At 69.0% G+C, this 25,067-nt stretch carries 17 protein-coding genes and 3 pseudogenes; 12 read left to right on the top strand and 8 right to left on the bottom strand.

Translation table 11 applies throughout. The annotated features are described in order from the left end of the window. Positions 1-525: 525 nt before the first annotated feature. The 5 genes and pseudogenes from OTB19_RS35110 to OTB19_RS35090 form a co-directional block, all read left to right on the top strand. Entirely contained in the window at positions 526-675 is a 150-nt protein-coding gene (locus OTB19_RS35110; protein WP_267802786.1) for a hypothetical protein, read from the top strand. A gap of 361 nt (positions 676-1,036) precedes the next feature. After that, positions 1,037-2,068 carry a LacI family DNA-binding transcriptional regulator gene (locus tag OTB19_RS35105; RefSeq protein ID WP_267802785.1) on the top strand — a complete coding sequence of 344 codons (1,032 nt, stop codon included), beginning with the start codon at positions 1,037-1,039 and terminating at the stop codon, positions 2,066-2,068. 215 nt (positions 2,069-2,283) lie between these two features. Beyond that, on the top strand, positions 2,284-4,008 hold the full coding sequence (locus tag OTB19_RS35100; protein ID WP_267802784.1) for a ribulokinase: 1,725 nt from the start codon (positions 2,284-2,286) through the stop codon (positions 4,006-4,008). A gap of 6 nt (positions 4,009-4,014) precedes the next feature. Continuing rightward, positions 4,015-4,676, top strand: a pseudogene (locus tag OTB19_RS35095) (L-ribulose-5-phosphate 4-epimerase). An 11-nt stretch (positions 4,677-4,687) separates the two neighbouring features. Further along, positions 4,688-5,686: pseudogene (locus OTB19_RS35090) on the top strand (L-arabinose isomerase family protein); the annotation flags it as partial. Here the strand turns inward: OTB19_RS35090 and OTB19_RS43785 are convergent. Beyond that, positions 5,679-6,287, bottom strand: coding sequence for a PP2C family protein-serine/threonine phosphatase (locus tag OTB19_RS43785; RefSeq protein ID WP_420716974.1), 609 nt, complete (start codon positions 6,285-6,287; stop codon positions 5,679-5,681). The pseudogene OTB19_RS35090 and the gene OTB19_RS43785 overlap by 8 nt on opposite strands. Positions 6,288-6,771: 484 nt before the next feature. Between OTB19_RS43785 and OTB19_RS35085 the strand changes: the two genes are divergently transcribed. After that, positions 6,772-7,551 (top strand): hypothetical protein, encoded by a 780-nt coding sequence (locus OTB19_RS35085; protein ID WP_267802782.1) that lies wholly within the window; start codon positions 6,772-6,774, stop codon positions 7,549-7,551. A gap of 42 nt (positions 7,552-7,593) precedes the next feature. On the opposite strand, the gene OTB19_RS35080 is transcribed toward OTB19_RS35085, so the two are convergent. The 5 genes from OTB19_RS35080 to chvE all read right to left on the bottom strand — a co-directional run bounded on the left by OTB19_RS35080 (position 7,594) and on the right by chvE (position 15,335). Then, on the bottom strand, positions 7,594-9,336 hold the full coding sequence (locus OTB19_RS35080) for a glycoside hydrolase family 6 protein (protein ID WP_267802781.1): 1,743 nt from the start codon (positions 9,334-9,336) through the stop codon (positions 7,594-7,596). Then, the gene (locus OTB19_RS35075; protein WP_267802780.1) at positions 9,333-10,835 is read right to left on the bottom strand and encodes a cellulose binding domain-containing protein; all 1,503 of its coding nucleotides are present in this window, start codon (positions 10,833-10,835) and stop codon (positions 9,333-9,335) included. The genes OTB19_RS35080 and OTB19_RS35075 overlap by 4 nt, the downstream gene beginning before the upstream one ends. Before the next feature lie 342 nt (positions 10,836-11,177). Next, complete coding sequence (gene mmsB, locus OTB19_RS35070) at positions 11,178-12,428, bottom strand: multiple monosaccharide ABC transporter permease (protein ID WP_267802779.1); 1,251 nt, start codon at positions 12,426-12,428, stop codon at positions 11,178-11,180. 3 nt (positions 12,429-12,431) lie between these two features. Beyond that, complete coding sequence (gene mmsA / locus OTB19_RS35065; protein WP_267802778.1) at positions 12,432-13,979, bottom strand: multiple monosaccharide ABC transporter ATP-binding protein; 1,548 nt, start codon at positions 13,977-13,979, stop codon at positions 12,432-12,434. Positions 13,980-14,237: 258 nt separating this feature from the next. Then, complete coding sequence (gene chvE, locus OTB19_RS35060; RefSeq protein ID WP_324290573.1) at positions 14,238-15,335, bottom strand: multiple monosaccharide ABC transporter substrate-binding protein; 1,098 nt, start codon at positions 15,333-15,335, stop codon at positions 14,238-14,240. 756 nt (positions 15,336-16,091) lie between these two features. Between chvE and OTB19_RS35055 the strand changes: the two genes are divergently transcribed. Continuing rightward, on the top strand, positions 16,092-16,472 hold the full coding sequence (locus tag OTB19_RS35055; protein WP_267802777.1) for a hypothetical protein: 381 nt from the start codon (positions 16,092-16,094) through the stop codon (positions 16,470-16,472). Positions 16,473-16,737: 265 nt separating this feature from the next. Here the strand turns inward: OTB19_RS35055 and OTB19_RS35050 are convergent, their stop codons facing one another. Together OTB19_RS35050 and OTB19_RS35045 are read right to left on the bottom strand one after the other, a co-directional pair. Beyond that, positions 16,738-17,040, bottom strand: coding sequence for a hypothetical protein (locus OTB19_RS35050; RefSeq protein ID WP_267802776.1), 303 nt, complete (start codon positions 17,038-17,040; stop codon positions 16,738-16,740). Between the two features lie 363 nt (positions 17,041-17,403). Beyond that, the gene (locus OTB19_RS35045) at positions 17,404-17,874 is read right to left on the bottom strand and encodes a pyridoxamine 5'-phosphate oxidase family protein (protein ID WP_267802775.1); all 471 of its coding nucleotides are present in this window, start codon (positions 17,872-17,874) and stop codon (positions 17,404-17,406) included. 907 nt (positions 17,875-18,781) lie between these two features. Between OTB19_RS35045 and OTB19_RS35040 the strand changes: the two are divergent. The 5 genes and pseudogenes from OTB19_RS35040 to OTB19_RS35020 all read left to right on the top strand — a co-directional run. Then, positions 18,782-19,136, top strand: a pseudogene (locus OTB19_RS35040) (flavin reductase family protein); the annotation flags it as partial. Between the two features lie 159 nt (positions 19,137-19,295). Then, the gene (locus OTB19_RS35035; protein ID WP_267802774.1) at positions 19,296-20,228 is read left to right on the top strand and encodes a D-alanyl-D-alanine carboxypeptidase family protein; all 933 of its coding nucleotides are present in this window, start codon (positions 19,296-19,298) and stop codon (positions 20,226-20,228) included. Between the two features lie 1,289 nt (positions 20,229-21,517). Next, positions 21,518-22,582 carry a globin domain-containing protein gene (locus OTB19_RS35030; protein WP_324290572.1) on the top strand — a complete coding sequence of 355 codons (1,065 nt, stop codon included), beginning with the start codon at positions 21,518-21,520 and terminating at the stop codon, positions 22,580-22,582. Between the two features lie 40 nt (positions 22,583-22,622). Continuing rightward, on the top strand, positions 22,623-23,282 hold the full coding sequence (locus tag OTB19_RS35025; protein WP_267802773.1) for a pyridoxamine 5'-phosphate oxidase family protein: 660 nt from the start codon (positions 22,623-22,625) through the stop codon (positions 23,280-23,282). 1,314 nt (positions 23,283-24,596) lie between these two features. Continuing rightward, complete coding sequence (locus OTB19_RS35020) at positions 24,597-25,058, top strand: hypothetical protein (RefSeq protein ID WP_267802772.1); 462 nt, start codon at positions 24,597-24,599, stop codon at positions 25,056-25,058. Positions 25,059-25,067: the final 9 nt, after the last annotated feature.

Raw genomic sequence — 25,067 nt, 5'->3', positions numbered from 1 at the left:
AGAAAGAACCTCGGAGAACCCGCCACCGGGACGGCCACCCGGGATACCGGCCTGCCCGAATCCGGAAACCCACCACAAAAGCAATCACACCGCGTGATCAAAGATCACGCGGTGGATCGAGGCTGAGCAGAGCCCGGGGGATCGCCTTCCGTTCTCGTGAACACCGCCTCCTCGCCCAAGCGTACGACTCCCGATATCGCGTCAAAACTGCGTCGCTGCTCGCCTACACAGCCAGGCGGCGGGCGGTGCACACCGGTCCGCTTCCCGCCGGCTTCTTCATCGTGGTCCGAAGCCAACTCGCTGATTCTGGCCCCGCGTGCACCCCCGGGTGCGAGATCGTCGTCCCCGGGGTCGCGGACCGCGGCCCGGTGCGATGGTGTTGGAGGTGGCTGTGGAGACGGACGAGACGTGGACGTCGGATGAGTATGGGCGGTCGCACGAGGGCCGGGTGGGTGTGGTCCTGGATGACGGGACGGTCCCGAAGCCGGGCTTCTTCGATTCGGCGTCGGCAGCTCGGGCCGGGAGGTGAGTCACTGGAGCGTCTACGACGGCGCCGCCGCCCTCAAAGCCGCCCGCACCCTGGAACTCATCGCCCAGCGCACCGCGCCCTGGCCGGCCCACGACGCCCCCCCCGCTACCGGCACCCACAGACGGTGGCCGCCGATCACGGCCTGACGGTGGACGCGGCCCGCGGCCGGTTGGCCCGCTTCGGAGGCCGGCACCCCCACGGCTGACCGGCGGCCACCGGCCCACCCCCGGCATGCCGTAGGCCCCGTCCCGTGGTTCTCGGCCGGGCGGCGAGCCCGTGATCCGAGTCGAAATCACGTATCGGAAGGCACAGATCATCGCGCTGCCGTATCGCGCGACGACCTGTGATCGTGAACAATTACACTCGCCCTCATGGGGTCCTGTGCAGGCACCATCGCGATTTCGGTCCGCGCACCGGAGCCCGGGCCGGTCGCCGCGGGCTTCGCCGACGAGAGGGCTCTCAGTGGGAACGGCAAGTACGGAACAACCTGAACCGCGCCAGCCTGTGATGGCTGATGTCGCGCGCGTCGCCGGGGTGTCACACCAGACGGTGTCGCGGGTACTCAACGGCGCGCCCCACGTCCGCCCCGGCACACGCGATCGGGTGCTCGCCGCCATCCGCGAGCTGGATTACCGCCCCAACGTGGCGGCTCGGGCCTTGGTCACCCGCCGATCCCAGACGCTCGGCGTGGTCAGTTTTGGCAGCGCGCTGTACGGACCGGCCTCCATGCTGGACGGCATCGAGCAGGCGGCGCGCAGTGCGGGCTACTTCGTCAGCGTGGCGAGCATCCGGTCGTTGAACACGCGCGCGGTGCAGGAGGCCGTGGACCGGCTCAGGGATCAAGGCGTCGAAGGCATCGTGGTGATCGCTCCGCAAACTCCGGCAGTGCGCGCGATCGCCCAGCTGTCCACGGCGGTGCCCGTGGTGGCGGTCGGGTCGGGCAGCGGGTCGCGCGTACCCACGGTCTCCATCGACAACGAGGCGGGCGCCCACGCCGTCACCCGACACCTGCTCGACCTCGGACACCTCACGGTCCACCACATCGCCGGCCCGCCGGGATGGCTGGAGACCACGGCCCGGCAGGCCGGGTGGCGCAGGGCACTGGAGGAGGCATGCGCCCCTGTGCCCGAGGCGCATGCAGGGGACTGGAGCGCCCGCGCCGGATACGAGGCCGGCCTTCGGATCGCAGGGGACACCAGCGTCTCCGCGGTTTTCTGCGCGAACGACCAACTGGCGCTGGGCCTGCTGCGCGCGCTGTACGAAGCGGGCCGGGCGATCCCCGGGGACATCAGCGTGGCGGGTTTCGACGACATCTCCGAAGCCGCCTACTTCGCTCCGCCGCTGACGACGGTCCGACAGGACTTCGCCGAACTGGGCAGGCGTGCACTGGAGTTGCTGGTCGACGAGTTGACCGGAGACGACCGCCCGACCGGTGCGGGCGGCAGGGAGCGGGGCGGGGCGCCGGAGTCCGCGAGCCGGCACGTCCTGGTACCCACGGAGATAGTGCTGCGCCGCAGCACGGGTCGCCCGAGCCGCTAGTACTGCACAGACCCGGGCGTTCGCGCAGGTCAGGGAGCCCTCAGGTGCCACAGGTGCACCGGGGGCGGGAGGTCAAGATTGGGTAACGCTGTGCGCGTGGGCTCTTGTGGAGCTTGATTGTTAACGCTCACAATCTCACCCCAGGGTAGCCCGCGGGCCACCGTCCCCCTGTCGCCCGGGTGCCGTCCCGGGACGCTGGGCTCCGTACCAAGGATGTGAACGTGACCCCGTCCCACCCCTCAGCCGCCCGGGATGCCGTGCGCTACGTCGTCGGTGTCGACTTCGGCTCGCTGTCCGGCCGAGCGGTGGTGGTCCGCGTCCACGACGGTGAGGAGCTCGGCTTCGCCGTCCACACGTACCGCCACGGCGTCATCGACCGTGAACTGCCCACCACCGGGGCCACCTTGCCGCCCGATTGGGCGCTCCAGCATCCGGACGACTGGCGCGAGGTGCTGCGCACCGCAGTCCCGGACGCCATCGCCTCCGCCGGCGTGGACCCCGGGCTCGTCATCGGCATCGCGACCGATTTCACCGCCTGCACGGTCCTGCCTGTACGGCGCGACGGGCAGCCGCTCTCCGAGACCGGGCTGGGCCACCGCCCGCACGCCTGGCCCAAACTGTGGAAGCACCACGCCGCCCAGGGTCAGGCCGACCGGATCAACGAGCTCGCCCACCTGCGGGCCGAGAAGTGGATCGCCCGCTACGGCGGCAGGGTCTCGGCCGAGTGGCAGTTCGCGAAGGCGTTGCAGGTGCTGGAGGAGGACCCGCACACGTACGCGGCGACCGAGCGCTGGATCGAGGCGGCCGACTGGATCGTCTGGCAGCTCACGGGCGCCGAGACTCGTAACACGTGCACCGCCGGCTACAAGGGAATCCACCAGGACGGCAGGTACCCGAGTGAGGCCTACCTCGCCTCCCTGCACCCGGACTTCGGGGACTTCGCCCGTACCCGCCTGGAGCATCCGCTTTCCCCGTTGGGCTCCCGCGCCGGCTCGCTCACCGCGCAGGCCGCCGCCTGGACGGGCCTTCCCGAGGGCATCGCGGTCGCCGTGGGCAACGTCGACGCCCACGTCGCGGCCTCCGCGGCCCAGGCCGTCGAGAACGGCCGACTGCTCGCGGTCATGGGGACCTCCACCTGCCACGTGGTGAACGGTGCCACGCTCGCCGACGTCCCCGGGATCTGCGGCGTCGTGGACGGCGGGATCGTCGACGGCGCGTACGGCTACGAGGCGGGGCAGAGCGCGGTCGGCGACATCTTCGCCTGGTGGCTCGCCCAGGGCGTCCCGGCCGGTTACCAGGCCGAGGCCGAGGCCCGCGGCGAGGACCTGCACCAGCTGCTGACCCGCAAGTGCGCCGACCAGCCCGTCGGTGGCCACGGTCTGATCGCCCTCGACTGGATGAACGGCAACCGCTCCACCCTGGTGGACCACCACCTCTCCGGCGTCATCGTCGGGCTCACCCTGGCGACGCGGCCGGAGGAGATCTACCGCGCTCTGCTGGAGGCCACCGTCTTCGGCACCCGCACCATCGTCGACGCCCTGGAACAGGGCGGTGTACCGGTGCTTGAGTTCATTGTCACCGGCGGCCTGAAGAAGAACGCCCTGCTGATGCAGATCCACGCCGACGTGCTCCGCCGGCCGGTGTCCCTCGCCACCTCCGCCCAGGGCCCGGCGCTCGGCGCGGCCATCCACGCGGCCGTCGCCGCAGGCGCCCACCCCGACGTACGAGCCGCCGCGGCGGCCATGGGCCGTGTCCAGCGGGCCGCCTACGTGCCGGACCCCGCACGGGCCGATGCCTACGACGCGCTGTACGCGGAGTACCGCGCCCTGCATGACCACTTCGGCACCGGCCCCGACAAGCAGCTGCACCGGCTGCGCGCCCTGCGCAACGCCGCCTTGACCGCATCGACCGCCCCGACTGCCCGAACCGAGAGGCCCTGACCGCCCATGACGTCACCGATCGAGCAGCTGCGCCGCGAGGTCAGCGACCTGCACCAGGAACTGGTCCGCTACGGCCTCGTCGTCTGGACGGCGGGGAACGTCTCCGCCCGCGTACCGGGCGAGGACCTGATGGTGATCAAACCCAGTGGCGTCCCCTACGAGGACCTGGCCCCCGAGCGCATGATCCTCTGTGACCTGGACGGGAACGTGGTCGAAGGCGACTACGCCCCCTCCTCCGACACCGCCGCGCACGCCTACGTCTACCGGCACATGCCGCAAGTGGCGGGCGTGGTCACACCCATTCCACCTACGCCTACGCCTGCGCCTGGGCGGCGCGCGGCGAGGCCGTCCCCTGTGTGCTGACCGCCATGGCCGACGAGTTCGGAGCCGAGATCCCCGTCGGTCCCTTCGCGCTGATCGGAAACGACTCCATAGGCCGGGGCATTGTCGAGACCCTCGACGGACACCGCTCGCCCGCCGTCCTGATGAAGAGCCACGGAGTCTTCACCGTGGGCAAGGACGCCAAGGCGGCCATGATGTGCGAGGACGTCGCCCGCACCGTTCACATCTCACGCCAGTCGGGCGAACCGCTGCCCCTCGCGCAGAGCGACATCGACGCACTGAACCACCGCTACCAGAACGTGTACGGCCAGAAGGCCGGCCGGTGAGGAGCTTTTCCGTGGCAACACTCGAAGAACGCGAAGTGTGGTTCCTGACCGGCAGCCAGTCCCTCTACGGGGACGAGACCCTGCGCCAAGTGGCCCGGCAGTCGCAGCAGATAGCCGAAACCCTCCAAGGCGACCCCGGCATCCCCGTCCGGATCGTCTGGAAGCCCGTCCTCACCGACGCCGAGGCGATCCGCCGCATCTGTCTGGAGGCGAACTCCGATGACGCCTGCATCGGGCTCATCGCGTGGATGCACACGTTCTCCCCGGCCAAGATGTGGATCGCCGGCCTGGACGCGCTGGGCAAGCCCCTCCTCCACCTCCACACCCAGGCCAACGTGGCCCTGCCCTGGTCGTCCATCGACATGGACTTCATGAACCTCAACCAAGCAGCCCACGGGGACAGGGAGTTCGGCTACATCCAGACCCGCATCGGCGTGACCCGCAAGACGATCACGGGCCACGTGAGCGACCCGTCCGTGGCCGCGCGCATCGCTTCGTGGGTCCGGGCGGCCGCCGGGCGGGCCGAGATGCGCGGCCTCAGACTGGCCCGATTCGGCGACAACATGCGGGACGTGGCCGTCACGGAAGGCGACAAGGTGGAGGCGCAGTTGCGCTTCGGTGCCTCCGTCAACACCTACGGGGTCAACGACCTCGTCGAGGTCGTCGACGACACCCTGGAGGCCGATGTCACCGAACTCGTCAAGGAGTACGAGGACACCTACCGGGTCGCGCCCGAACTGCGGCCCGGCGGAGACCGACACGCCTCGCTGCGCTACGCCGCGCGCATCGAGCTGGGCATGCGCGCGTTCCTCACCGCGGGCGGATTCCGCGCCTTCACCACCAACTTCGAGGACCTCGGGGGCCTGCGACAACTGCCGGGGCTGGCCGTGCAGCGTCTGATGGCCGACGGGTACGGCTTCGGTGGGGAGGGCGACTGGAAGACATCGGTCCTGCTGCGCACGCTCAAGGTGATGTCGCAGGGGCTGCCGGGCGGGGTGTCCTTCATGGAGGTGGCATCCGCGGGCACCTCCCTGACGCGCACCACCAACAGTGCCAGGTCGTCGTCCGGCGGCTCGTGCAACAGGGCGCCCAGGATGCCGTGCCCGATCTCGGTGACCGGCAGCCCGCTGTCGGCGCCGTCCCGCACCCCCGACCCGAGGGCCTCCAGGCGTTGCTCCGGCCCGCCGGTGCCCCTGCCGAGCGCCCCACCGTGGAAAGCCGGCACATCCCCGGGCCCAGGCGCAGTTCCATCGGTTCGAACGGCTGCCCGCCGGTGCCCAGGACCGGTCCGGGGCGGTACGTCACCGGACCGCTCCCGGGCTGCCCCCTCGCGGCCAGCAGGGGCGGTGGGTGACCGGCTCCCGCCAGTACGCAGGTGCGGGACACCGGGTCGTAGGTGGCGTAGAGACAGGTGGCGCCGGTCAGCGCGCTCGGCGCGTGCGTCTCCGGTTCCTGGCGGTCGTCGTCCTCGATGAAGCGCACCAGGAGGTCGTCGAGGTGGGCCGGCAGCTCGTCCGGACTGAGGTCCAGATCGGCCAGGGTCTGCACCGCGGACCGCAGCCGCCCCATCGCCGCCGTGGCGTTCAGCCCGTGCCCGGCCACCGTGCCCATGACGAACGCCAGCCGCGTCGAGGGGAGCTGGATGACGTCGAACCAGCTGCCGCCGAGGGCCGGGCTCGCGCCGGCGGGCACATGCACCCCGAAGGTCTCCGCGCCGGTGACGGTCCATGACGGGCCTCGGCAGGAGACCGCGCTGCAGGGCCTGCGCGGTACGGCGCTCACGGGTGTAGCGGCGCGCGTTGTCCATGCTCAGCGAAGCCCGAGAACCGATCTCCTCGGCGAGGGCCGCGTCCTCCTGGTCGAACGGACGGCGCTCCGCGGTGCGCCACAGCACCAGGGCGCCGAGAACCGCGCCGCGCGCCTGCAACGGGATCAGCATGAGGGAGGCGGCCTGAGGCGGAAGGATCAACCGCGTACGTTCCTCCTCGCCCGAGAGGACCGCGCGGAGCTCGGTCAGGTCGGGCAGGAAGACCGCGGAACTCCCGCGCAGGTGAATGCTCTCCACACTCCGCAGACGGATGGTGTCGCCCACGGAGTGGATTTCGGGAGGCCAACGCCCGTCGGCGGCTCTCACGGCGACACGCCGCATCGGCGCTCCGGTGGCCATCTCTCCAGGCTCCTCGCCGATCAGCACCGGTTCGGTGAGGTCGACGGCCGCGAGGTCGGCGAACGCGGGAACGAGTACCCCGACCAACTGCTCGGCGTCGCGCACCATGTCGAGGGAGCTGCCGATCTCCGCGGCGGCCGCGTTGAGCAGCGCCAGCCGCTCGGCGGCCCGCCGGTCCGCCGGCGGCAGGGGAGGGGCCCGACGCACGTCACCGGCTACCGCCACCGGTACGGGGTGGTCCGGGTCGGCGGGGCGCAGGCGCAGCAGGAACCGCGCCGACGAGCCCTCCAACAGGGTGATGATGTCGACGTCGGCCTCCAGCAGGCCGCCGTCCGGTCGCAGCAGGCGGGCCCGGGCGCTGCGCCTGGCACCTCCTACGGCTCCGGCGACCAGGCGGGCCCACAGGCCGCGATCCTCGAAGAGCAGTTCCGCGCCCGGCGGCTCGGCGCCGGGCGCACCGACACCCTCCGGTACGCCCAGCAGCGTCGCCGCCGAACGTGTGCCCGTCAGGACGTTGCAGGCGGCGTCGAGTACCAGAACAGCCGTGGGGAACTCCGCTGCTGTGACGCGTTCACCCGGGCCGTTGTCGCTCACGCGTGTCTCACTCCGGCAGGATCGAGGGCGCTCCTGATCCAATTGGACACCTCCCGCGCGGCGTGCGCGCGCCGGTGGCGGACCCGCAGGCGGATCCGCCACCGGCGCCCCTGAGGCGTCGCCGACGCCGGGGCGTCACCCGCCCGTGGCGCCGGGCTACCGCAGCGGCGGGTAGGCGTTGCGCATCAGTTCCTGGAACTGGGCGGAGAACCACCGGCCCGATACGGGAGCACCCGGCAAGGCTCCCGACGGGTTGAACCCGTTCCGCGGGTTTCCCCCGTACGTCGGATCGCACATCCGGTCGAATCCCTTGCCCTCGTCGTTGGGGATCTGGCTGCTGGAGCCGTCGGACTCGCCGGGCGGCTTCATCCACACGTAGGCGTCGATCCCCGGGGCGGGCTGCGCCGTCGGACGCTCGCCGAGCCCCGCCCCGGACTGGTTGCACCAGTTCCCGACATGGATACGACGGTCGAAGCGGCCTCCGTCGACATACGTGTCGACGGAGGCCGGGGAGCCGGGGCCGCCGGGCCTGGCGGCGCCACCCCAGCCATTGCGGGAGGTGTCGATGAGCATGCCGATCCCCGGGTCGAAGCCGACGGAGACGAGTTTGGCGCGGAAGGCCTGCGCGAAGGAGAGCTCGTCCACGTAGCGGTTCCAGTCCACCCACTTCGACTCGCGGACCGACTTGCCGGCGACCGAGTCGCCGACCGAGAAGTGCGCCTCCTTCAGAGCGCTGTAGTTGGCGGTGTTGGTGATGAACCCGTGAACGGAGGCGACGGTGCCGCCATCGGCTGTGGCGGCCTGCTTGAACAGGTCGGCCGAGGGGCCGAGGTTGTCGTCCCAGCCGATCCACCCGTGATGCCCCGCGTCGACGTAGTTGTAGACGTTCGGGACGCCTCCGAGCTTCTTGAGGGCGTACCCCACGCCCTTCACGTAGTTGCCGTTGGCCTTCATCGTGTCGCACTGCGGGGTGGCGGTCGGTCGGCTGCCGGTGTTGGTGACGAGATTGGGGAGGGAGTCGATCTCGACGGTGGTGACGATGCGCAGGGTGGCGTATTTGGGGTCGCCCAGTATCGCCGCGATCGGGTCGATGTACCGTGCCTTGTACACGTCGATCTCGTCCGCCTTCAGCTCCCCGTTGGAGGCGAGGGCCGCGCAGTCGCGGCCGGGAAGGTTGTAGATCACGAGCTGGACGACCAGCTCGCCCGCCCCCTTCTGTCGCAGGGCCTCGTCGAGGTGCGCGCGCAGCCCCATGCTGCTCGGGCTGCCGGTGATGGCGGCGATCCTGTCCAGCCACACGCCGGTCGGTTGGCCGGAGATCCTGCTGCCGCCGGGCTCGGCGGCGGCCTTCGCCGACCATTCGGGGTTCACGTAGACCGATGCTCCGCGATACGGGTTGTCAACACGTGTCCCGGGCGGGTCGGTGGGTCCGGGCGGGTCGGTCGGGCCGGGCGGGTTCGTGGGGCCGCCGGGGACGCCGCCGCAGGTGACGCCGTTCAGTTCGAAGGCGGCCGGTAGGGGATTGGCGCCGCTGAACGAGGCGTTGAATCCGAATGTGGCCGAGGCGCCGGTGCCCAGCGATCCGTTGTAGGCGGCGTTGTTGGCGGTGACTGCGGCCCCGCTCTGCGTCAGTCCGGCGTTCCAACCCTGGGTGACCTGCTGGTTTCCGGCGAAGGACCACTTCAGCTGCCAGCTCTGGACGGCCGTGCCGGTGTTCGTGACGGTGACCGCGGCGGTGAAGCCGGAGCCCCACTGGTTCTGGACGGTGTAGTCCACCCTGCAGCCGGCGGCCGTTCCCGCGCCGCCGGACACGGCGGTCGCGGTACCGGTGGCCGCGGCGACGAGGGCCGCGGCCGCCAGTAAGGCGGTACGGGGACGGGGAGACGTGGTGGAGGTCATGGTGTGTCCTTTCCTTCGTGTGCGGGGAGGGCGCGCAGACGGTCGCGGAGCCCGATGCCGAAGGCCGTGGGAGCGCCCTCGTAGGAGCTGATCAGTGCGGGGCCGGAGGAGCAGTCCCACGTGTTCCAGGTCCAGCCGAGATAGGACAGCCCACGGCCGTCGAACCACCGCATCACCCGGTCGATGAAGGCGTGCGAGCAGGTGTTCTCACCGATCTCGCCGGCCACGATGGGAAGTTCTGCCGCGAGGGGCCCGAGCGCCGAGTCCCAGCAGGCCTCGTCGGCACAGGCGTTGAAGTTGTAGACGTGCCAGGCGGCGGCGAGATTGCCGATCGGGTCGTGCGGTCGGTGCGCCCACCATTGGCCGAGGTCGTTGGCGTACGCGATTCCGGCCGCCAGGATCAGGTTCCGCGCGCCGGTGGCCCGTACCGCGTCGATGAGGTCCTGCATGCCCGCCACCTCGTAGCCGATGCCGGGACAGCTGCCGCCGTCCCGCCAGCAGCTCCAGGCCTGGGCTGGGGTGGAGCCGGCACGGTCCGGATAGGGCTCGTTGAACAGGTCGAGGACGACGGCGGGGTCGCCCTTGAAGGCGTTGGCGACCGAGGTCCAGAAGGCCGGCGCGTGCCGGGCGTCCGGCATGGGCTTCTGGCAGGTGGCGTGGATGTCGGCGCAGCCGGCGGAGTTACCGGTGTACTGGCCCCAGGACCAGTGCAGTTCGACGACCGGGGTCATGCCGTGGTCCTCGATGCGCCGCACGAGGGCGGTCACCGCGTCGCGGTAGCGGGCCCCGGCGTACTCGGGCCTGATGTTGTCCAGGCCGAGCCAGCACTCCTCGTTGAGGGGGATGCGGACCGTGTTGACGTTCCAGTCGGCGATGGCCGCGATGGCGTGGTCGTCCACGGGACCGTCGAAGATCCCGTGGCCCTGGACGCACATGAACTCGCCACCCGAGCGGTTGACTCCGACCATACGGCGGGTGGCGCCGGACGCGTCGACGAGGTTGTTACCGCTCACATGAAGGGCGGGTGGATCCACTACCGGTGTGGGTGTGGGGGCGGGTGTCGGCGGCTCGGTCGGGTCACCGGCAACGGTGGCACAGGTGTTTCCGTTGAGTGCGAAGGTCGTGGGTGCCGGGTTTCCTCCCGACCGGGAGGCCAGGAAACCGAGTGTGGCGCTCGACCCGGTGCCGAGTCCGCCGTTCCACGTCTCGTTGACCGCCGTCGCGGTACGCGAACTCTGCGACCACTGCGCGTTCCAGCCCTGGCTGACCTTCTGGGTGCCGGGAAAATCGAAGGTGAGTGTCCACCCGGACAGCGGAGCCCCCTTGTTGGTGAGGGTGACCGCGCCCTGGAAGCCCTGGTCCCAGGCGTGGGTGACGGCGTATTCGACGACGCAGGCGGGCGCGGCCGCGGCCGCCGGGAGAGGGGGGAGGGGGGAGGCACTCACGAGGGCGAGGGCCGCGCCCACGAGTAATGCGGGCATGTGCGGGGGGTGTCGCATGAGCGACTCCTTGCAGCTCAGACGCCTGCGTGACGCAGCGTCAACTGTCGGAATCGCTCCCACTGGTAAGGCTGGACCATAGCGCGTGACCCCGCCGGTGAACAGAGCCCTGCGCAGCTTCGTCACGGCGCTGCCTCGTTTTCTTCGCCGGCTCGCGCATCTTGACCGCGCGCTCCGCCCGGGAGCATGGTGGGAGCGCTCCCACTGGTGCTTCACCTCGTTCCTTCGTCCCACAGACGCCTCCATCCCCCTGGGAGGTGGCAGCTTCCGCGTTCCGACACAGGAAGGCAAACAGTTCGCCCCGGCCGCGGGCCGGGGCGAACCGTCGTCGAGCGGCGACCTTCAGGAGCCGACCTTGCGCTTGTTCCACACGTCGAAACCGACCGCCGCCAACAATACGAGCCCCTTGATGACCTGCTGGTAGTCGGTGCCGATGCCGACGAGTGACATGCCGTTGTTCAGCACGCCCAGCACGAGACCGCCGATGATGGCACCGAGCACGGTGCCGACACCGCCGGAAGCGGAGGCGCCGCCGATGAAGGCCGCTGCGATCGCCTCCAGTTCGAAGTTGATGCCCGCCTGCGGCGTACCCGCGTTGAGGCGGGCCGCGAAGACCAGCCCGGCCAGCGCCGCCAGGACGCCCATGTTGACGAAGGCGAGGAAGACGATCCGCTTGCTCTTGACGCCGGACAGCCTGGCGGCGGGCTCGTTGCCGCCGATGGCGTACGTGTGGCGTCCCAGGACGGAGTTGCGCATCACGTATCCGAAGGCGACCAAGAGCACCCCGAGGATGAGCAGCACGATCGGGAAGCCGTGGTAGCTCGCGAGCAGCAGGGTGAAGACCGTCACCGCGGTGGTGATCGCCGCCAGTTTGACGAGGAACAGGCCGGTGGGCAGCAGCCGCAGGCCGTAGGAGGCGGCCTGGCGGCGGCCCCGGAGCTCCTGTACGACGGCCAGCGCGAGCACACCGAAGCCCAGCAGCAGGGTGAGGTTGTGGTAGTTCGTGTGCGGGCCGGCCTCCGGTAGGAAGCCGCTGCTGATCTGACGGAAGCCCTGCGGGAAGGGGGCCACCGACTGGCCCTGGAGCAGGATCTGCGTCCCGCCCCGGAAGAGCAGCATCCCCGCGAGGGTCACGATGAACGACGGGATGCCCACGTAGGCGATCCAGAAGCCCTGCCATGCTCCGGCCGCGGCCCCTATGAGGAGCGCGACGGCGGAAGCCACGGGCCAGGGAATGTCGTGCTGCACCATCATCACCGCGGCGGCGGCTCCGACGAAGGCGGCCAGAGAGCCGACCGACAGATCGATGTGGCCGGCGATGATGACGATCATCATCCCGATGGCCAGGATCAGGATGTAGCCGTTCTGCTGGATCAGATTGGTGACGTTGAGCGGCTTGAGCAGTGTTCCGTCGGTCCAGATCTGGAACAGCACGATGATCAGGGCGAGGGCGATCAGCATGCCGTACTGCCGGATGTTGCCGCGCAGGAGGTGCACGAGGAGGACACGCGGACCTTCCGGTGCGCCGCTGCCCTTGCTCCCGTCGGGGGCGGCGCCCCCGACGTCAATGGCGGGGCTCTGGATCTGGGTCATGCGTCACACCTGCTCGTTCTGGGTTGCGGCGCCCACGGTCATGAGGCGCATGAGGGATTCCTGGGTCGCGTCCGCTCGGGTCGTCTCACCGGTGATGCGCCCCTCGGCCATGGTGTAGATGCGGTCGCACAAGCCGAGCAGCTCCGGCAGTTCGGAGGAGATCACCAGCACGGCCTTGCCCTGGGCTGCGAGCTTCGCGATCACCGCGTAGATCTCGGCCTTCGCACCGATGTCGATGCCCCGGGTCGGCTCGTCGAGGATGAGCACCTCGGGATCGGAGAAGATCCACTTGCTGAGGACGACCTTCTGTTGGTTTCCGCCGCTGAGTTTGCCGGTCTCCCCGAACACCGAGGGCGCCTTGATGTTCATGGTCCTGCGGTACCTCTCCGCCACACGGGTCTCCTCGTGCTCGTTCACCCAGCCCCGGCGGGAGACCTTGCCGAGCGCGCTCAGCGAGATGTTTCGACGGATGTCCTCCGAGAGGTTGAGCCCGAGGTGCTTGCGGTCTTCGGTGACGTACGCGAGGCCGTGGGCGATCGCCTCGGGGACCGTGCGGGTACGTATCTCCTTGCCGTCGAGCAGGACCCGGCCGCCGGTGCGGCGTCCGTAGGAGCGGCCGAAGACGCTCATCGCGAGCTCGGTCCGGCCCGCGCCCATCAGGCCCGCCATGCCGACGATCTCGCCGCGCCGGACCGTGATCGACGCTCCGTCGACCACCTTGCGGTGCACGTCGATCGGGTGCAGGACGGTCCAGTCCTCGACGGTCAGCGCGACTTCGCCGATGTCCGGAGTGCGCTCGGGATAGCGGTGCTCCAGGTCGCGGCCCACCATCCCGCGGATGATGCGGTCCTCGGAGATGCCCTCGGCTTCGACCGAGATGGTCTCGATGGTGCGGCCGTCGCGCAGGATGGTCACGGCGTCGGCGACGCGCGCGATCTCGTTCAGCTTGTGCGAGATGACGATGCAGGCGATGCCCTGGGCCTTGAGCTCGATGATGAGGTCGAGCAGTTTGCGACTGTCCTCGTCGTTGAGCGCGGCCGTGGGTTCGTCCAGGATCAGCAGCTTGACCTCCTTGGCGAGGGCCTTGGCGATCTCGACGAGTTGCTGCTTGCCCACGCCGATGTCCGCGATGCGGGTCTGTGGGTTGTCCGGCAGACCCACGCGTTCGAGCAGGGATTGGGCGTGGGTGAGCGTCCGGTGCCAGCTGATGAAGCCACGCGAGGCGTGCTCGTTGCCGAGGAAGATGTTCTCGGCGATGGACAAGTAGGGTATGAGCGCAAGTTCCTGATGAATGATCACAATGCCGTGTCGCTCGCTGGCCCGGATGTCGCCGAAGACGCACGGTTCGCCCTGGAACCGGATCTCGCCCTCGTAGGAACCGTGCGGGTGCACGCCGCTGAGAACCTTCATCAGGGTGGACTTGCCTGCCCCGTTCTCGCCGCAGATGGCGTGGACCTCGCCGGCGGCGACGTTCAGATTGACGTCCGACAGTGCCTTGACGCCGGGGAAGGACTTGCTGATCGACCGCATCTCAAGGACGGGTCCGGCCATGGTGGTGGGTCCGTTCGACTGGGGGTGATGCGGCGGGCGGGTCGGGACGGCGCCGCATCACCGGCTCTTCGGCCCCGGTGGGTGGGCCCGGGGGCGGCTCGTGCTGTGACCGGAAAGGTTCACCGTGTCACGGCGCCCGGCACGGCACCTCGCCGCGTTGTCGAACCGCCCGAGTACGTCCAGTACAAGCGGCAGTCCTCCGCCTTGCGATGCACCGCACCGGACACCGCGACCCGGCCAACCTTTCCGGCCACAGCACTAGTTCAGCTGGCCGGCGGTGTACTGCCCGGAGTCGACGAGCAGCTTCCGGTAGTTCTCCTTGTCGACGCTGACCGGCTGCAACAGGTAGGAGGGAACGACCTTCACCCCGTTGTCGTATTGCTTGGTGTCGTTGACTTCGGGCTTTCGGCCGCTGAGCAGTGCGTCACCCATCTGCACGGCCACCTTGGCGAGTTCGCGGGTGTCCTTGTACACGGTCTGGGTCTGTTCGCCGGCGATGATGGACTTCACGGAGGCGAGTTCGGCGTCCTGGCCGGTGACGATGGGCAGCGGCTTGCCCGCCCCGCCGTAGCCGACTCCCTTGAGGGAGGACACGACGCCGATGGATATGCCGTCGTAGGGCGAGAGCACCGCGTCGACGGTGGCGGACGAGTAGGCCTTGCTGAGCAGGTTGTCCATCCGGGACTGGGCCACGCCGCCGTCCCAGCGCAGGGTGGCCGCCTGGGCGAACTCCGTCTGGCCGCTCCTGACCACGAGCTTCTTGGCATCGATGTGGGGCCGCAGGACGCTCATGGCGCCCTGGTAGAAGAACGCGGCGTTGTTGTCGTCCGGCGATCCGGCGAAGAGCTCGATGTTGAAGGGGCCTTTGCCGTCCCGGAGACCGAGCCGGTCGGTGATGTACGTGGCCTGCAGGACGCCGACCTTGTAGTTGTCGAAGGTGGCGTAGTAGTCGACGTCCCCGGTGCCGCGGATCAGGCGGTCATAGGAGATGACCCGGATCTTCGCGTCGGCGGCCTTCTGGAGCACGTCGCTGAGCGAGGAGCCGTCGATCGGGGCGATCACCAGAAGCTTGGCACCCTTGGTGATCATGTTCTCGACCTGGGCGACCTGGTTCTCCACGACGTTGTCGCCGAACTGGAGGTCCGTCTTGTAGCCCTTGGCCTGGAATTGCTTGACCATGTTGGCGCCGTCGTTGATCCAGCGTTCGGAGGACTTGGTCGGCATGGCGATCCCGACCAGGCCCCCCTTGGCGTCGCCCCCGTCCGCGTCGCTCCCGGCGCCGTTCGCGCTCTGGCCGCAACCCGCCAGTGTCAGGCCGAGGGCCGCCACAACGAAGCCTGTCGAGATTCTTCGCACGTTTCCTCCATTGATACGCCGCGACTCGGCGTGACGAGGGGCCCGGCCTGGCGCGGCCCGGGTGTTTCCGGTCGGCGCCGTGGGCTGTGCCGGCCGGTGGGGTGCATGACCCGGCCGCACTGCTCTGGCCTGGCGTTACAAGAGTGTTAACGCTCACAACTGTGCCGTCAAGACCCCTGGGATCACCTTTGCGTAAGCTCCGCGAGCCCGGGAGCATCGCAGACAACCCGATCGACGGGTGTGCCTCGCGCCGGAGTCCTCATCGCCGAAGCCGTCGAACCCCAAACGCTCCGAGCGCAAACGGGCGGCACCCTCGCCTGCGGCCCGTGGCGGTCCTGCCGAGGTGTGGCGTGAACTCGACAGGCTGCGCGACGCGGGTTTGCGCGTGCGCGGGCGCCGCAATGGCGCCGGGCCCTCGTCATGTCTCGGCATCGTCACCGCCGGCGGGGCTGGTCGCATGGACGCCCAGAGCTCATCGGGGGACGTTCGCCCTGGTGGGCACGTTGTGATTCTCCAACTGACCTGACCCATCACGCCGGCGTCGAGATCGGCTTACGCCCTCCTCGGCGCGGTGTAACGAGCGTTGCGGCCGAGGCGGGGGAGATGGACGTCGTCATAGGGGCGGCAACCGACCGGCTGCTCACCCACAGCGCGGGCACTTACGGTGCTCCCTATCAGGAGGCTTTCAGGGGCGGCCACCTCGGTACGAGACCTCGCTGCTCACGGGCTCACGGCAGGGGGCTCAGTGTCACGAGGGTGGACCGCAAGGTGGTCGTGATGAACGCCGGCACCAATGTTGAGAACTTCGATCTGGACCCGCCGTTCCGGCGTCGGAATCGCCGCAACCGCCATGGCGGGAGTGTTCACGCCGTCGTCGGCATCGGCGGCGGTGCCGCCGTGCAAGGCCGACTGGGTGTGCCCGTACTCCGACCGCAATTTCACCGGAAGCTTCGCCACCTTCAGTCGTGCGACCCTCGTCAACAGGAGTCGCCGATCCTCCTGGGCGGCGGGGTCGCCAACAGGATTTCCTCGATACGCAACACGACCGATCTCGACCTCTGCTTCACCACCGAACCCGTGGGCGGGAACGTGTTCCGCGCCGGCCGGTACGAGAATTGGAATCAACTTCCCTTCTGAGCCGAGACGACATCGAGGCCATCGTGAAGTGCTGACCCCGCGCCGAGCAGCCCGGCTCAGAGCCACTCACCGTCCGGGTCGAAGTGGAGTGGCAGGCCACCGCGGGAGCCGAGCGTTCTGCGGTTGGCGCCTGGTCCGCCATGTCGGGGATGGTGCAGCGGATTCCGCGTCGGCGCAATAGGCGAGGCTCTTGCGAGAGGCGTCCGCCTCGTCCGCGCGGACCCCGTTGGGGCGGACGCGTGGCCGGCCCGGCCGATTCGAGGGATTACACGGCCGACCTCGATGCCCAGGTCCGCGTGCTCGCTGCCGAGAGCGTAGTCGGCGTTGTACCTGACCGGGGGCCGGGCTCCGGCCCCGAGTCGTACCTCTGAAGAGCCGCGAAGGATCGTTCGCTCAGGTCCACGGCTTCGGGGGAGCCGAACAGGCCCAGCTTCGCGTCCAACAACGCGAAGGCCTCGCTACCGAAGTCGGGTAGGAAATCCGGCTTTACTTTCTTGTCTTTGCGGACTTGCTCCCGGCTCCCGGCAACGGCCATGTAGGTCTTGAGCAGTTCGGCGTAGGTATCCATGCGGCGATCCCACGCTCGATGGCGACGTTCGCGCGCCTGTGTCAGTCGATGGGTGACCACCACGGCCGCCGTCGACACGAGTGAGGTCACAGACGCGGCTATGAGAGCGGCTTCAACCGGTTGCAGCGGCATGCGCTCATGTTGTCAACCCAGGGCTACGCCGGCCGCGACTTCCGGTGATCAACCACCCCGCAGGGGCGATAGGCCGCGGGTGAGGACTTGTCAAGTGCGGAGGCATGGACCCGCGGTCGGATTCAGGGCCCGGGGCAAGGGCGTCTACCGGTAAACGCTCCCCCAGGTAGGGCTCGAAAGCCCTTGGGGCCGCCCTCACGAGGACGTCCCCCAAGGGCTTCATCGTCAGGATCAGACCAGCCATTTCCCTTCACGCATGAGAGTGCGTCCACTCATTTCAGGAACTGACGTCCAAGCCTGCAAGACGTCAGGAACGACCTGGAACCACACGTAAGAAGGATGGTCCTTCCGAGGATCCCAGCCGTCCTTGGCGGCAAAGGCATCCCCCACCTCGGGCCGGAGCTCCTCTCGGGTCAGCATCCGTGCGGTGCCGTGGATCAGGACCACGTTGCGGGTGTGACCGAAGGACAGCCGGACCCGGCCTGATGTGGCAAGGTTCCGCCCGGTCGGGTTGCTGTCGCGGGTGGAGAGCCAGACGGACTCGCCGTCCCACCAAAAGGCAAGGGGAACCAGACAAGGCTCTCCAGTGGCGTCGGCAGTGGCTACCCACACGTCGTTGTCCCGCGCCAGCCATTCCAGCGCCTCGTGCTTGCGCTGCTCTGGGCTGCGGGGGCCGCTGGGGCGAGATTCATCTGACGTCATGGGGCGAGCGTATGGCCTCACGCCACATCCGTCAGTCGGACAAAGAAGCCCGGCTCAGCGCCCTTTCCACGATAGCCCGCCAAGTCCGCTGCGGCAGCCCTTAACATCGTCGCACCACACCAGTGTTGCGACGACCGCTGGAATCCGCCTCGATTCCCGGAGCGGGGGCCTCGTCACGTAGCTCGGTCTACTGTTGGATGCTCGGGGTCTGCGTGGCCCAGCCGCTGCCGAGGTCCATGACGACCTGGGGCGTCGGTGCCCTGGGCACGCTGGGCGGCGGCGAATTCGTCGGCGGGCCAGGAGCCGCCGGGGGTCTGGGAATCGCTCCAGGACGGTGCGCCGCTCGGGGACGGCGGTCGTCATCGCGTGCCGCCGTTTCTCGAAGGCGTGGATCAGGTCTCCGGTCGCGTCAGGGCTGGCGGCCTCACCGACCCACCGGCCGGACGTGGTGAACGCCGGGACCCGGCGCAGGAAGCACCGCCCGGGACCTGTTGCGTCCGGGGATGCGCACCGTCGAGTACGGGTCGGTGCACGCGGCGAACGAGTCCGGACCGAGCACATCGTGGGCGTCGCTCACGCGGGGAAGGGCAGACTGAGGCCGTGAACGACAGCGGCGAGGACCGGTATTGGGGGCTGAGCAGCCCGACGGACAGGACCTGGCACGGATCGCCCTGCGCAAAACGCCATCCACGGCGCCCGGTACAGCCGGGGCCGCAGCCACCGGCGGCGCTCGCGCCCGTGGCGCCGGCGCGGCAGGCGGCAGTCTGTGCCGCTGAAGGTGACGGTCGCCGAGGCGGTCGAGCACTTCGGCTGGCCCATCCCCGAGAGGAGCGCCGTGGTCATCCAGTTGCCGGTGCTCGCCCGCGACCTGGCCACCGGCCTGGTCGCCGTCCGGTTCGATCCGGTGCTTTCCCTCGGCCCGCCGCTGGTGGCCTTCATGGTGGCCCGCGCGTCGACGACCTGGCCGCGGATCGCCCGCGACGGGGTGTTCTGCGTGCACATCCTCGGCGTCGAACAGGGCGCGCTGTGTCGCTCCTTCGCCGTCGGCGGCGCCGACGAGTTCGCCGGGATCGTTCACGCGCCCGCCCCCGTCACCGGGTTGCCCCAGCTGGATGCCGTGCCCGCCTGGATCGACTGCCAGATCCACGCCGTCCACATCGCCGGAACCACCCGATCGTGGTGGCGTCGAGGCCACGGGCGCCGCCGGGCAGGGCGATCTGCTCAGCTTCCACAAGGGCCGGTTCGGCCGCTTCAGCGACTGAACGGGACCGACCGGCAGGGCCCGGACGGGCTTTGACCCCGCGGCCCGATGTTCCTCCGGGCGTCCGCTACGTAAGCTCCCGGAAGGGGAGGGACACTTCGACGTCCCTCCCCTTCGGAATTCTTCGGATACGCGGGGATTTGACTTGATATTGAACCTCATGCGCCGCACCCGTGGCGCGGTCGCCGTCACGGTAGCCACCGGAACCCTCCTGGTCGCCGCCTCGACGGTCTCGTCGGCGGCTCCGGTTGCCGCACCTCCCACCACGGCCGCCGGCGCGATCCTGATCGACGGCGGCACCGGGGCCACGCTCACCAGCAAGGCCCCCGACACCCAACGCCAGGGTGCGAGCACCACCAAGATCATGACCGCTCAGATCGTGCTGAGGGCGCCCGGTGTTGACCTCAACAAGAAGGTCACCGTCAAGAAGGAGTACGCGGACTACGTCGTCCGTGAGGGCGCGAGCACGGCCCACCTCAAGGTCGGGGCCACCCCGACGGTCCGCCAGCTGCTGTACGGGCTGATGCTGCCGTCGGGCTGTGACGCCGCCTACGCGCTCGCGGACACCTTCGGCAAGGGCGCGACCACGTCGGCCCGTACGGCAAACTTCATCGCGCAGATGAACGCCAAGGCCAAGTCCCTCGGCATGACCAAGACCACGTACGACTCCTTCGACGGCATCTCGCCGACCGGGAAGAACCTGACGACCCCGCGCGACCTGGCGAAGCTCACCCGGTACGCCATGAAGGGCAAGGTCTTCCCGCAACTCGTGAAGGCCACGACGTACAGCACCGGCGGCACGTCCACCGACGCCACCTGGGGCAACAGCAACCTGCTGATCCGGGAGCGCCCCACCGGCTACGCCTACCCCGGCGCCATCGGCGTCAAGACCGGCACCGGCACGGCCGCGGGCAAGTGCATCGTCTTCTCCGGCAGCCGCAACGGCAAGACCGTCATCGGTGTCCTGCTGAACGACGAGGAGCGCTACGCGGACGCGATGAAGCTCATGGACTGGTCGCTCGGTTCGGCGGCCGGCTCCGGGGCCGCTCTGCAGCGCAGCAACACCGACCCGATCCCGGACGTCCTCGACTGACGGTGACGCGGTTCACGGCTCCTCAGCCGGCGGGTGCGAACCCGCCGGCTGAGGAGCCGAGCCGTTTCGGGGCGGCTCATAGAGTGAGAGCACCCCCCCGCGCCACCCGCCCGCGGTGGACGTCGTTTGCCGCTTTCACGAATTCCTACGGTCGGCCTGATGGGGCAGATGCTGGCCGGCGTGGTCGGCCAACCGGCTGTAGAACGGGTGCATGCGCCCCGCCTCATCGGTAATCAGGGCCGTGTGCAGAGCTGGGCGTTGAGGTCTCGCCCGCGATCGCGGCGGCCACCCCGCAGAGCCTCTCCGCGGCTCCGCCGCAGTGTACCAGCAGTATGTCAGCAGCCTGCCCGATGGTTGTCTCGATGCGCTCGGCGTGCTCGCGTAGACCCGCTCAGAGGTCTTTGCGGTTCCCGATTAGGAGGCGGCGTAGGTGGCTGTGCGCCGAAGGGGAAGTCCCAGCTCGGCAGCCGTCTTTCCGAGCTTCACTGCGTCTGTTTAGCGGCTGTCCGCCAGCGGACCAGATTCGCGCTCGCCGACAACAGCGCCATCGCCGGGTACAGCGGTCCGTAGGGTGTGAGTACCGATGGGCCCAGTCACTGGTTCGGCCCAGCAGTGTCCCTCCGCCGGAATACCGGTTCGTCGGCGCCGTGACGGGGCTGCTGACGGGAAGGCGGCGTACCCACAGGCACCGGGGCGATTGGCAGCCCACATCGAGGGCAGGGTCAGGGAGCCTGACAGGGGGCTTTCTTCGGGTCTCTGTGCACGAACAAGCTCCCCATCGGGCTCATACAGGGAATCCGGCGTCTTGCGCCAACTGTCTTTCGAGGCGGTATCGCCGAGCGTGGAGTCGGCCGCGCCAGCCGTGGTGCTCCTCACTACTTCTGAGTCACCACGACGATGATGTAGCCTCCGGAACCGTTTGATCCATTTAGCTACCCGTCTCCACCAGGAGGACTCATGCCCGCCCCCGTAGCCGTCACGATTGCCATCCTCGGGAGAGGCAGATCGGGTGAGGGCTCTGCCTACGGCATGCCGCAAGGCTCCGGCCTCATGAACGGCCCTGCGACCGGACGCTCGCGTCCACGTCGCACACCGACGGGAGGATCACTGGTCTCTTGAGGTTCCGGATCGGACGCCCGACAAACCCACCCACTCAATCGCACCCGCAGGAGCCCGTCCCCCATGCGACTGCCGCCCCGCCCTCGACCAGCGCCGAGCCGCCGCTCTCGGCCCACGAGATAGCACTCATACGGAGTTCCGTCTCCGTCGTCGAACCGCTCGCCGCCGACATGACGGTCTACTTCTACGCAATCCTCTTCGCCCGCTACCCCGAGGTCCGTCCGATGTTCCCCCCGGGAATGGACGCCCAGCGCGGCCGTCTGCTCCGCGCACTGCTGCGCATCGTGGACCTGGTCGACGACCCGGAGAGCCTGGTCCGTTTCTGCGGCCACCTTGGCCGCGATCATCGCAAGTTCGGCACCCTCAGCGCGCACTTTCCCGCCGTGGGGGAATGCCTCCTCGCTTCTCTGGCCCGCTACGCCGGTCCCGCCTGGACCGAGGACATCGCCGCAGCCTGGACCAAGGCATACGGTGTGGTCGCCGACGTCATGATCAGCGCCGCCGAGCAGGACGAGGCGCAGCGACCCGCCGTCTGGCCCGCCACAGTGGTGCACAAGGTTCTGCGCGGACACGGCATCGGCGAGGTCACCGTACGCCCCCACATGCCGTACCCGTATGCCGCCGGACAGTACGTCAGCCTTGAGACGCCGTGGTGGCCCAAGCAGTGGCGGTACTACTCTCCCGCCAACGCCCCCCGTCGGGACGGCACCCTCACCTTCCACGTACGTGCGGTGACGGGCGGCTCTGTCAGCGACGCACTCGTACACCGTTCTGCCGTGGGGGACGTCCTTCAACTCGGCTCACCGATGGGCGACATGGTGCTGGATGCAGCCGTACACAGCGACCTGCTCTGCGTGGCGGGCGGCACCGGTCTCGCACCGATCCGCGCGATCGTCGAGGAGGTGGCGTGTCGTGGCGGACGACACAAGGTCGACTTGTTCCTCGGAGCCCGTACCGGAGCCGAGCTGTACGGAGTCGATGACATGCTCCGCATGGCGCAGCAGTACCACTGGCTGACGATCAGGGGCGCCGTCTCCCACGAGTACATCCCCGGCATCCGGGGATCCCTGCCGGAGGTTCTGGCCGAGTACGGCCCGTGGTACCAGCACGACGTCTATCTCAGCGGACCGGCCCCGATGGTGGTCTCCGCCAGCGAGACACTCACGCTGCACGGCACCCTGCCCGACCGCATCCACCATGACCCGTTCGAGACCCCCGTGCTGTCCGCTCCATGAGCTCCCCTCTTGCCATCTGATCCTGCCAGGAGAACATCCCATGCCCTTGCCCCCACAGTCGTTCGGATCAGCGGGCGAACGCCGGCTGCAACAGCATCTGGGCAGCGCCGACCGCGCCACCCGCTTCTACGACCAGCAGGTGCGCCCGTGCCTCACCGCCGAGATGCGGGAGTTCATCGGGTGCCAGAGCATGGTTTTCCTGGCCACCGCCGACTCGCACGGGGAATGCGACGCCAGTTTCCGGGCGGGCCCACCCGGTTTCGTGCACGTACTGGACGAGCGCACTCTTGCCTACCCTGAGTTCCGGGGAAATGGGGTGCTCGCCAGCGCCGGCAACGTGATGGAAAACCCGCACCTCGGCATGCTGTTCGTCGACTTCACTCACCATCACGTCGGCCTGCACGTCAACGGCGTCGCCCACCTTTACGCCGATGCCGAACTCCGCGCATCGCACCCCGGCCTGCCCACCGACATCGCTCCGGGGCGCGGCCCCGAAATGTGGGTCCACCTCAGCGTTGAAGAGGCTTACATCCACTGTTCCAAGTACATACCGCACCTGGTGCCGGGCCCCCGCCCCACCCCCACCGCCGACCGCCCGAAGGATGCGGACTACTTCACCAGTTCCCGCCCCGCGTCGGACCCGGCGGCGACCAGCGGCTACCCCGTGGAGGCCCTGATGACGGGGCGGAAGTCCTCTTGAAGGGGATGGCGTCCGCCGTGGCGGGCCAGGTGTGCAGGAGACCGTCGTACCCGTCAGGGACCTTGACCCCGAATTTTGCACACGTATATGCGGCTCGGGCCAGGGTAGTGGCTGTTGCTTGGACGTCGATCTCGTCGGCGATCGGGGACCGCTGGCCGCAACGAGGATGGCCGACCAGCTTCTTGGCCGCCCGGCTGGAAACCACACCGCACACGCTCGCCGCCATCCGGGGCCGGGAACGCCGGCGCCTGGCCGACGCCCTGGACCGCAGAATCCACCGCCTCGCTTCGCCGCGCTCCTGCTCGCGAGCGAGCCGGCGGATCACGGCATCACCGAGCACCGAAGCCGCCGGACAAGAATCGCCGGCCTGAAACGAGCCCAGCGGATGCAGACCGTGACCGATGGTGCAGTGTCAACCGGGGCCGGTGCTGTGAGCACCTCATCCCGTGGCTCTGCCTCCGTGTGCCGCTTTCCCGAACAGGGGAACATCCTCCGCTGTCACATCCAGGCGCAGACGCCGGAAGCGCAAAGGGGGTCGGTGGACGACTCCGCGGTCGATGGCGGTGTCGGCGCTGATCTCCGCCACCAGGCTCGGGTCGACAAGAACGATGTCCAGGACGTCGCGGGAGCCCCGCGCCGCCGAGAACCGTGCATCGATCCACGGATGGTCAGGCGCCGCCGCCGTCAGACGCTCGGCGACCTGGCTCGCCTGGTCCGGGCCGCAGGGGCGCGGTGCGACCGACCGTGCGCAGCCGTCCGCTGCCGTCGCGGCGCCCGAGAACGAGGAGTTGGGGGTGGGTGAGGCTACCGGTGACGGCACCGATGATCGCTTCGGTGGTCCCGACGACGGATCTTCGTCCAACCGCGATGGTGGGCAGGTAGCGCTGGCTCATGCTCTTGATCAAGATTCCCTCGACGCCGGATACGTCCGTCTAGGACTCCAACCATTTCCTGGCCTTGGCGAGGTCGGTGGTCATCGGGCACAACGTCCACGACGCACTCAGGCCGCGGGCCGCGAACAGCACCTCCAACCTTCGGCGACGCTCCCGATAGGGCAGGGTCAGCAGCTCGGTGCCGGCGGCCTGGAAAAGGTCAAAGACGGAACGGCGGTTCGCGGATTCTGGAAGTAGAGGCCCCGGTGCGTGCAGGGCCCGGTCGGCTCTATCTCGTGTCAGTGCGAGCCATAGCGAAATGATCATGACCTTCGGTAACGGCTTACGGTTTGTCGTGACCACGCGCGCTACGCGCAAGTAACACAAGGCAGTTGCTGCCAGGGGGAGCGGGCCCTTCGCGGGTCCGCACCGTGAGGAACGCATGTATCAGCACGTCAAACAGAAGATTTTCACCCTGCTTACGGTCGTGTGCCTGACCGTGGGGGCGGGCGCTGGCTCGGCCGTGGCGGCCGAGCGGGATCCCTCGCTGCTGGAGATAGCCGCCCGGGTGGAGCAGTACTCGAAGTGTCGGCAGTTGCCGCTGCTGGAGCGGCCGAAGTGCCGCAAGGAGTTCGCCCTCAAGTCCGCCAAGCTCGGTCTCGCCGTGGGCGTCTACCTTCACATCTCGCAAGCGGCGATGAAGGACGGCGGCGCGTCCTTCATCGAGGTGAACAAGGAGCTCGGGACGCTCGGCGACCAGCTCAGGCCCATCCTGCTGCACGCGAAGGGGATGTCAATTGGGTTGTGTGTGATCGGTGTTTTGCTCCGTGGTCCTGGTTCCTGCCGTGGTTACTGTCAGTTGATGATGATCAGAGAGGGAGCCGGTCGCCGAACCGGATCTTGAACTGGTTCA

Source organism: Streptomyces sp. H27-H5, from assembly GCF_026627505.1.
In the GTDB taxonomy this organism is placed as follows: domain Bacteria; phylum Actinomycetota; class Actinomycetes; order Streptomycetales; family Streptomycetaceae; genus Streptomyces.
Note: the sequence above shows the minus strand (reverse complement) of the source record. Positions and strands in the feature narration are given on the sequence as shown.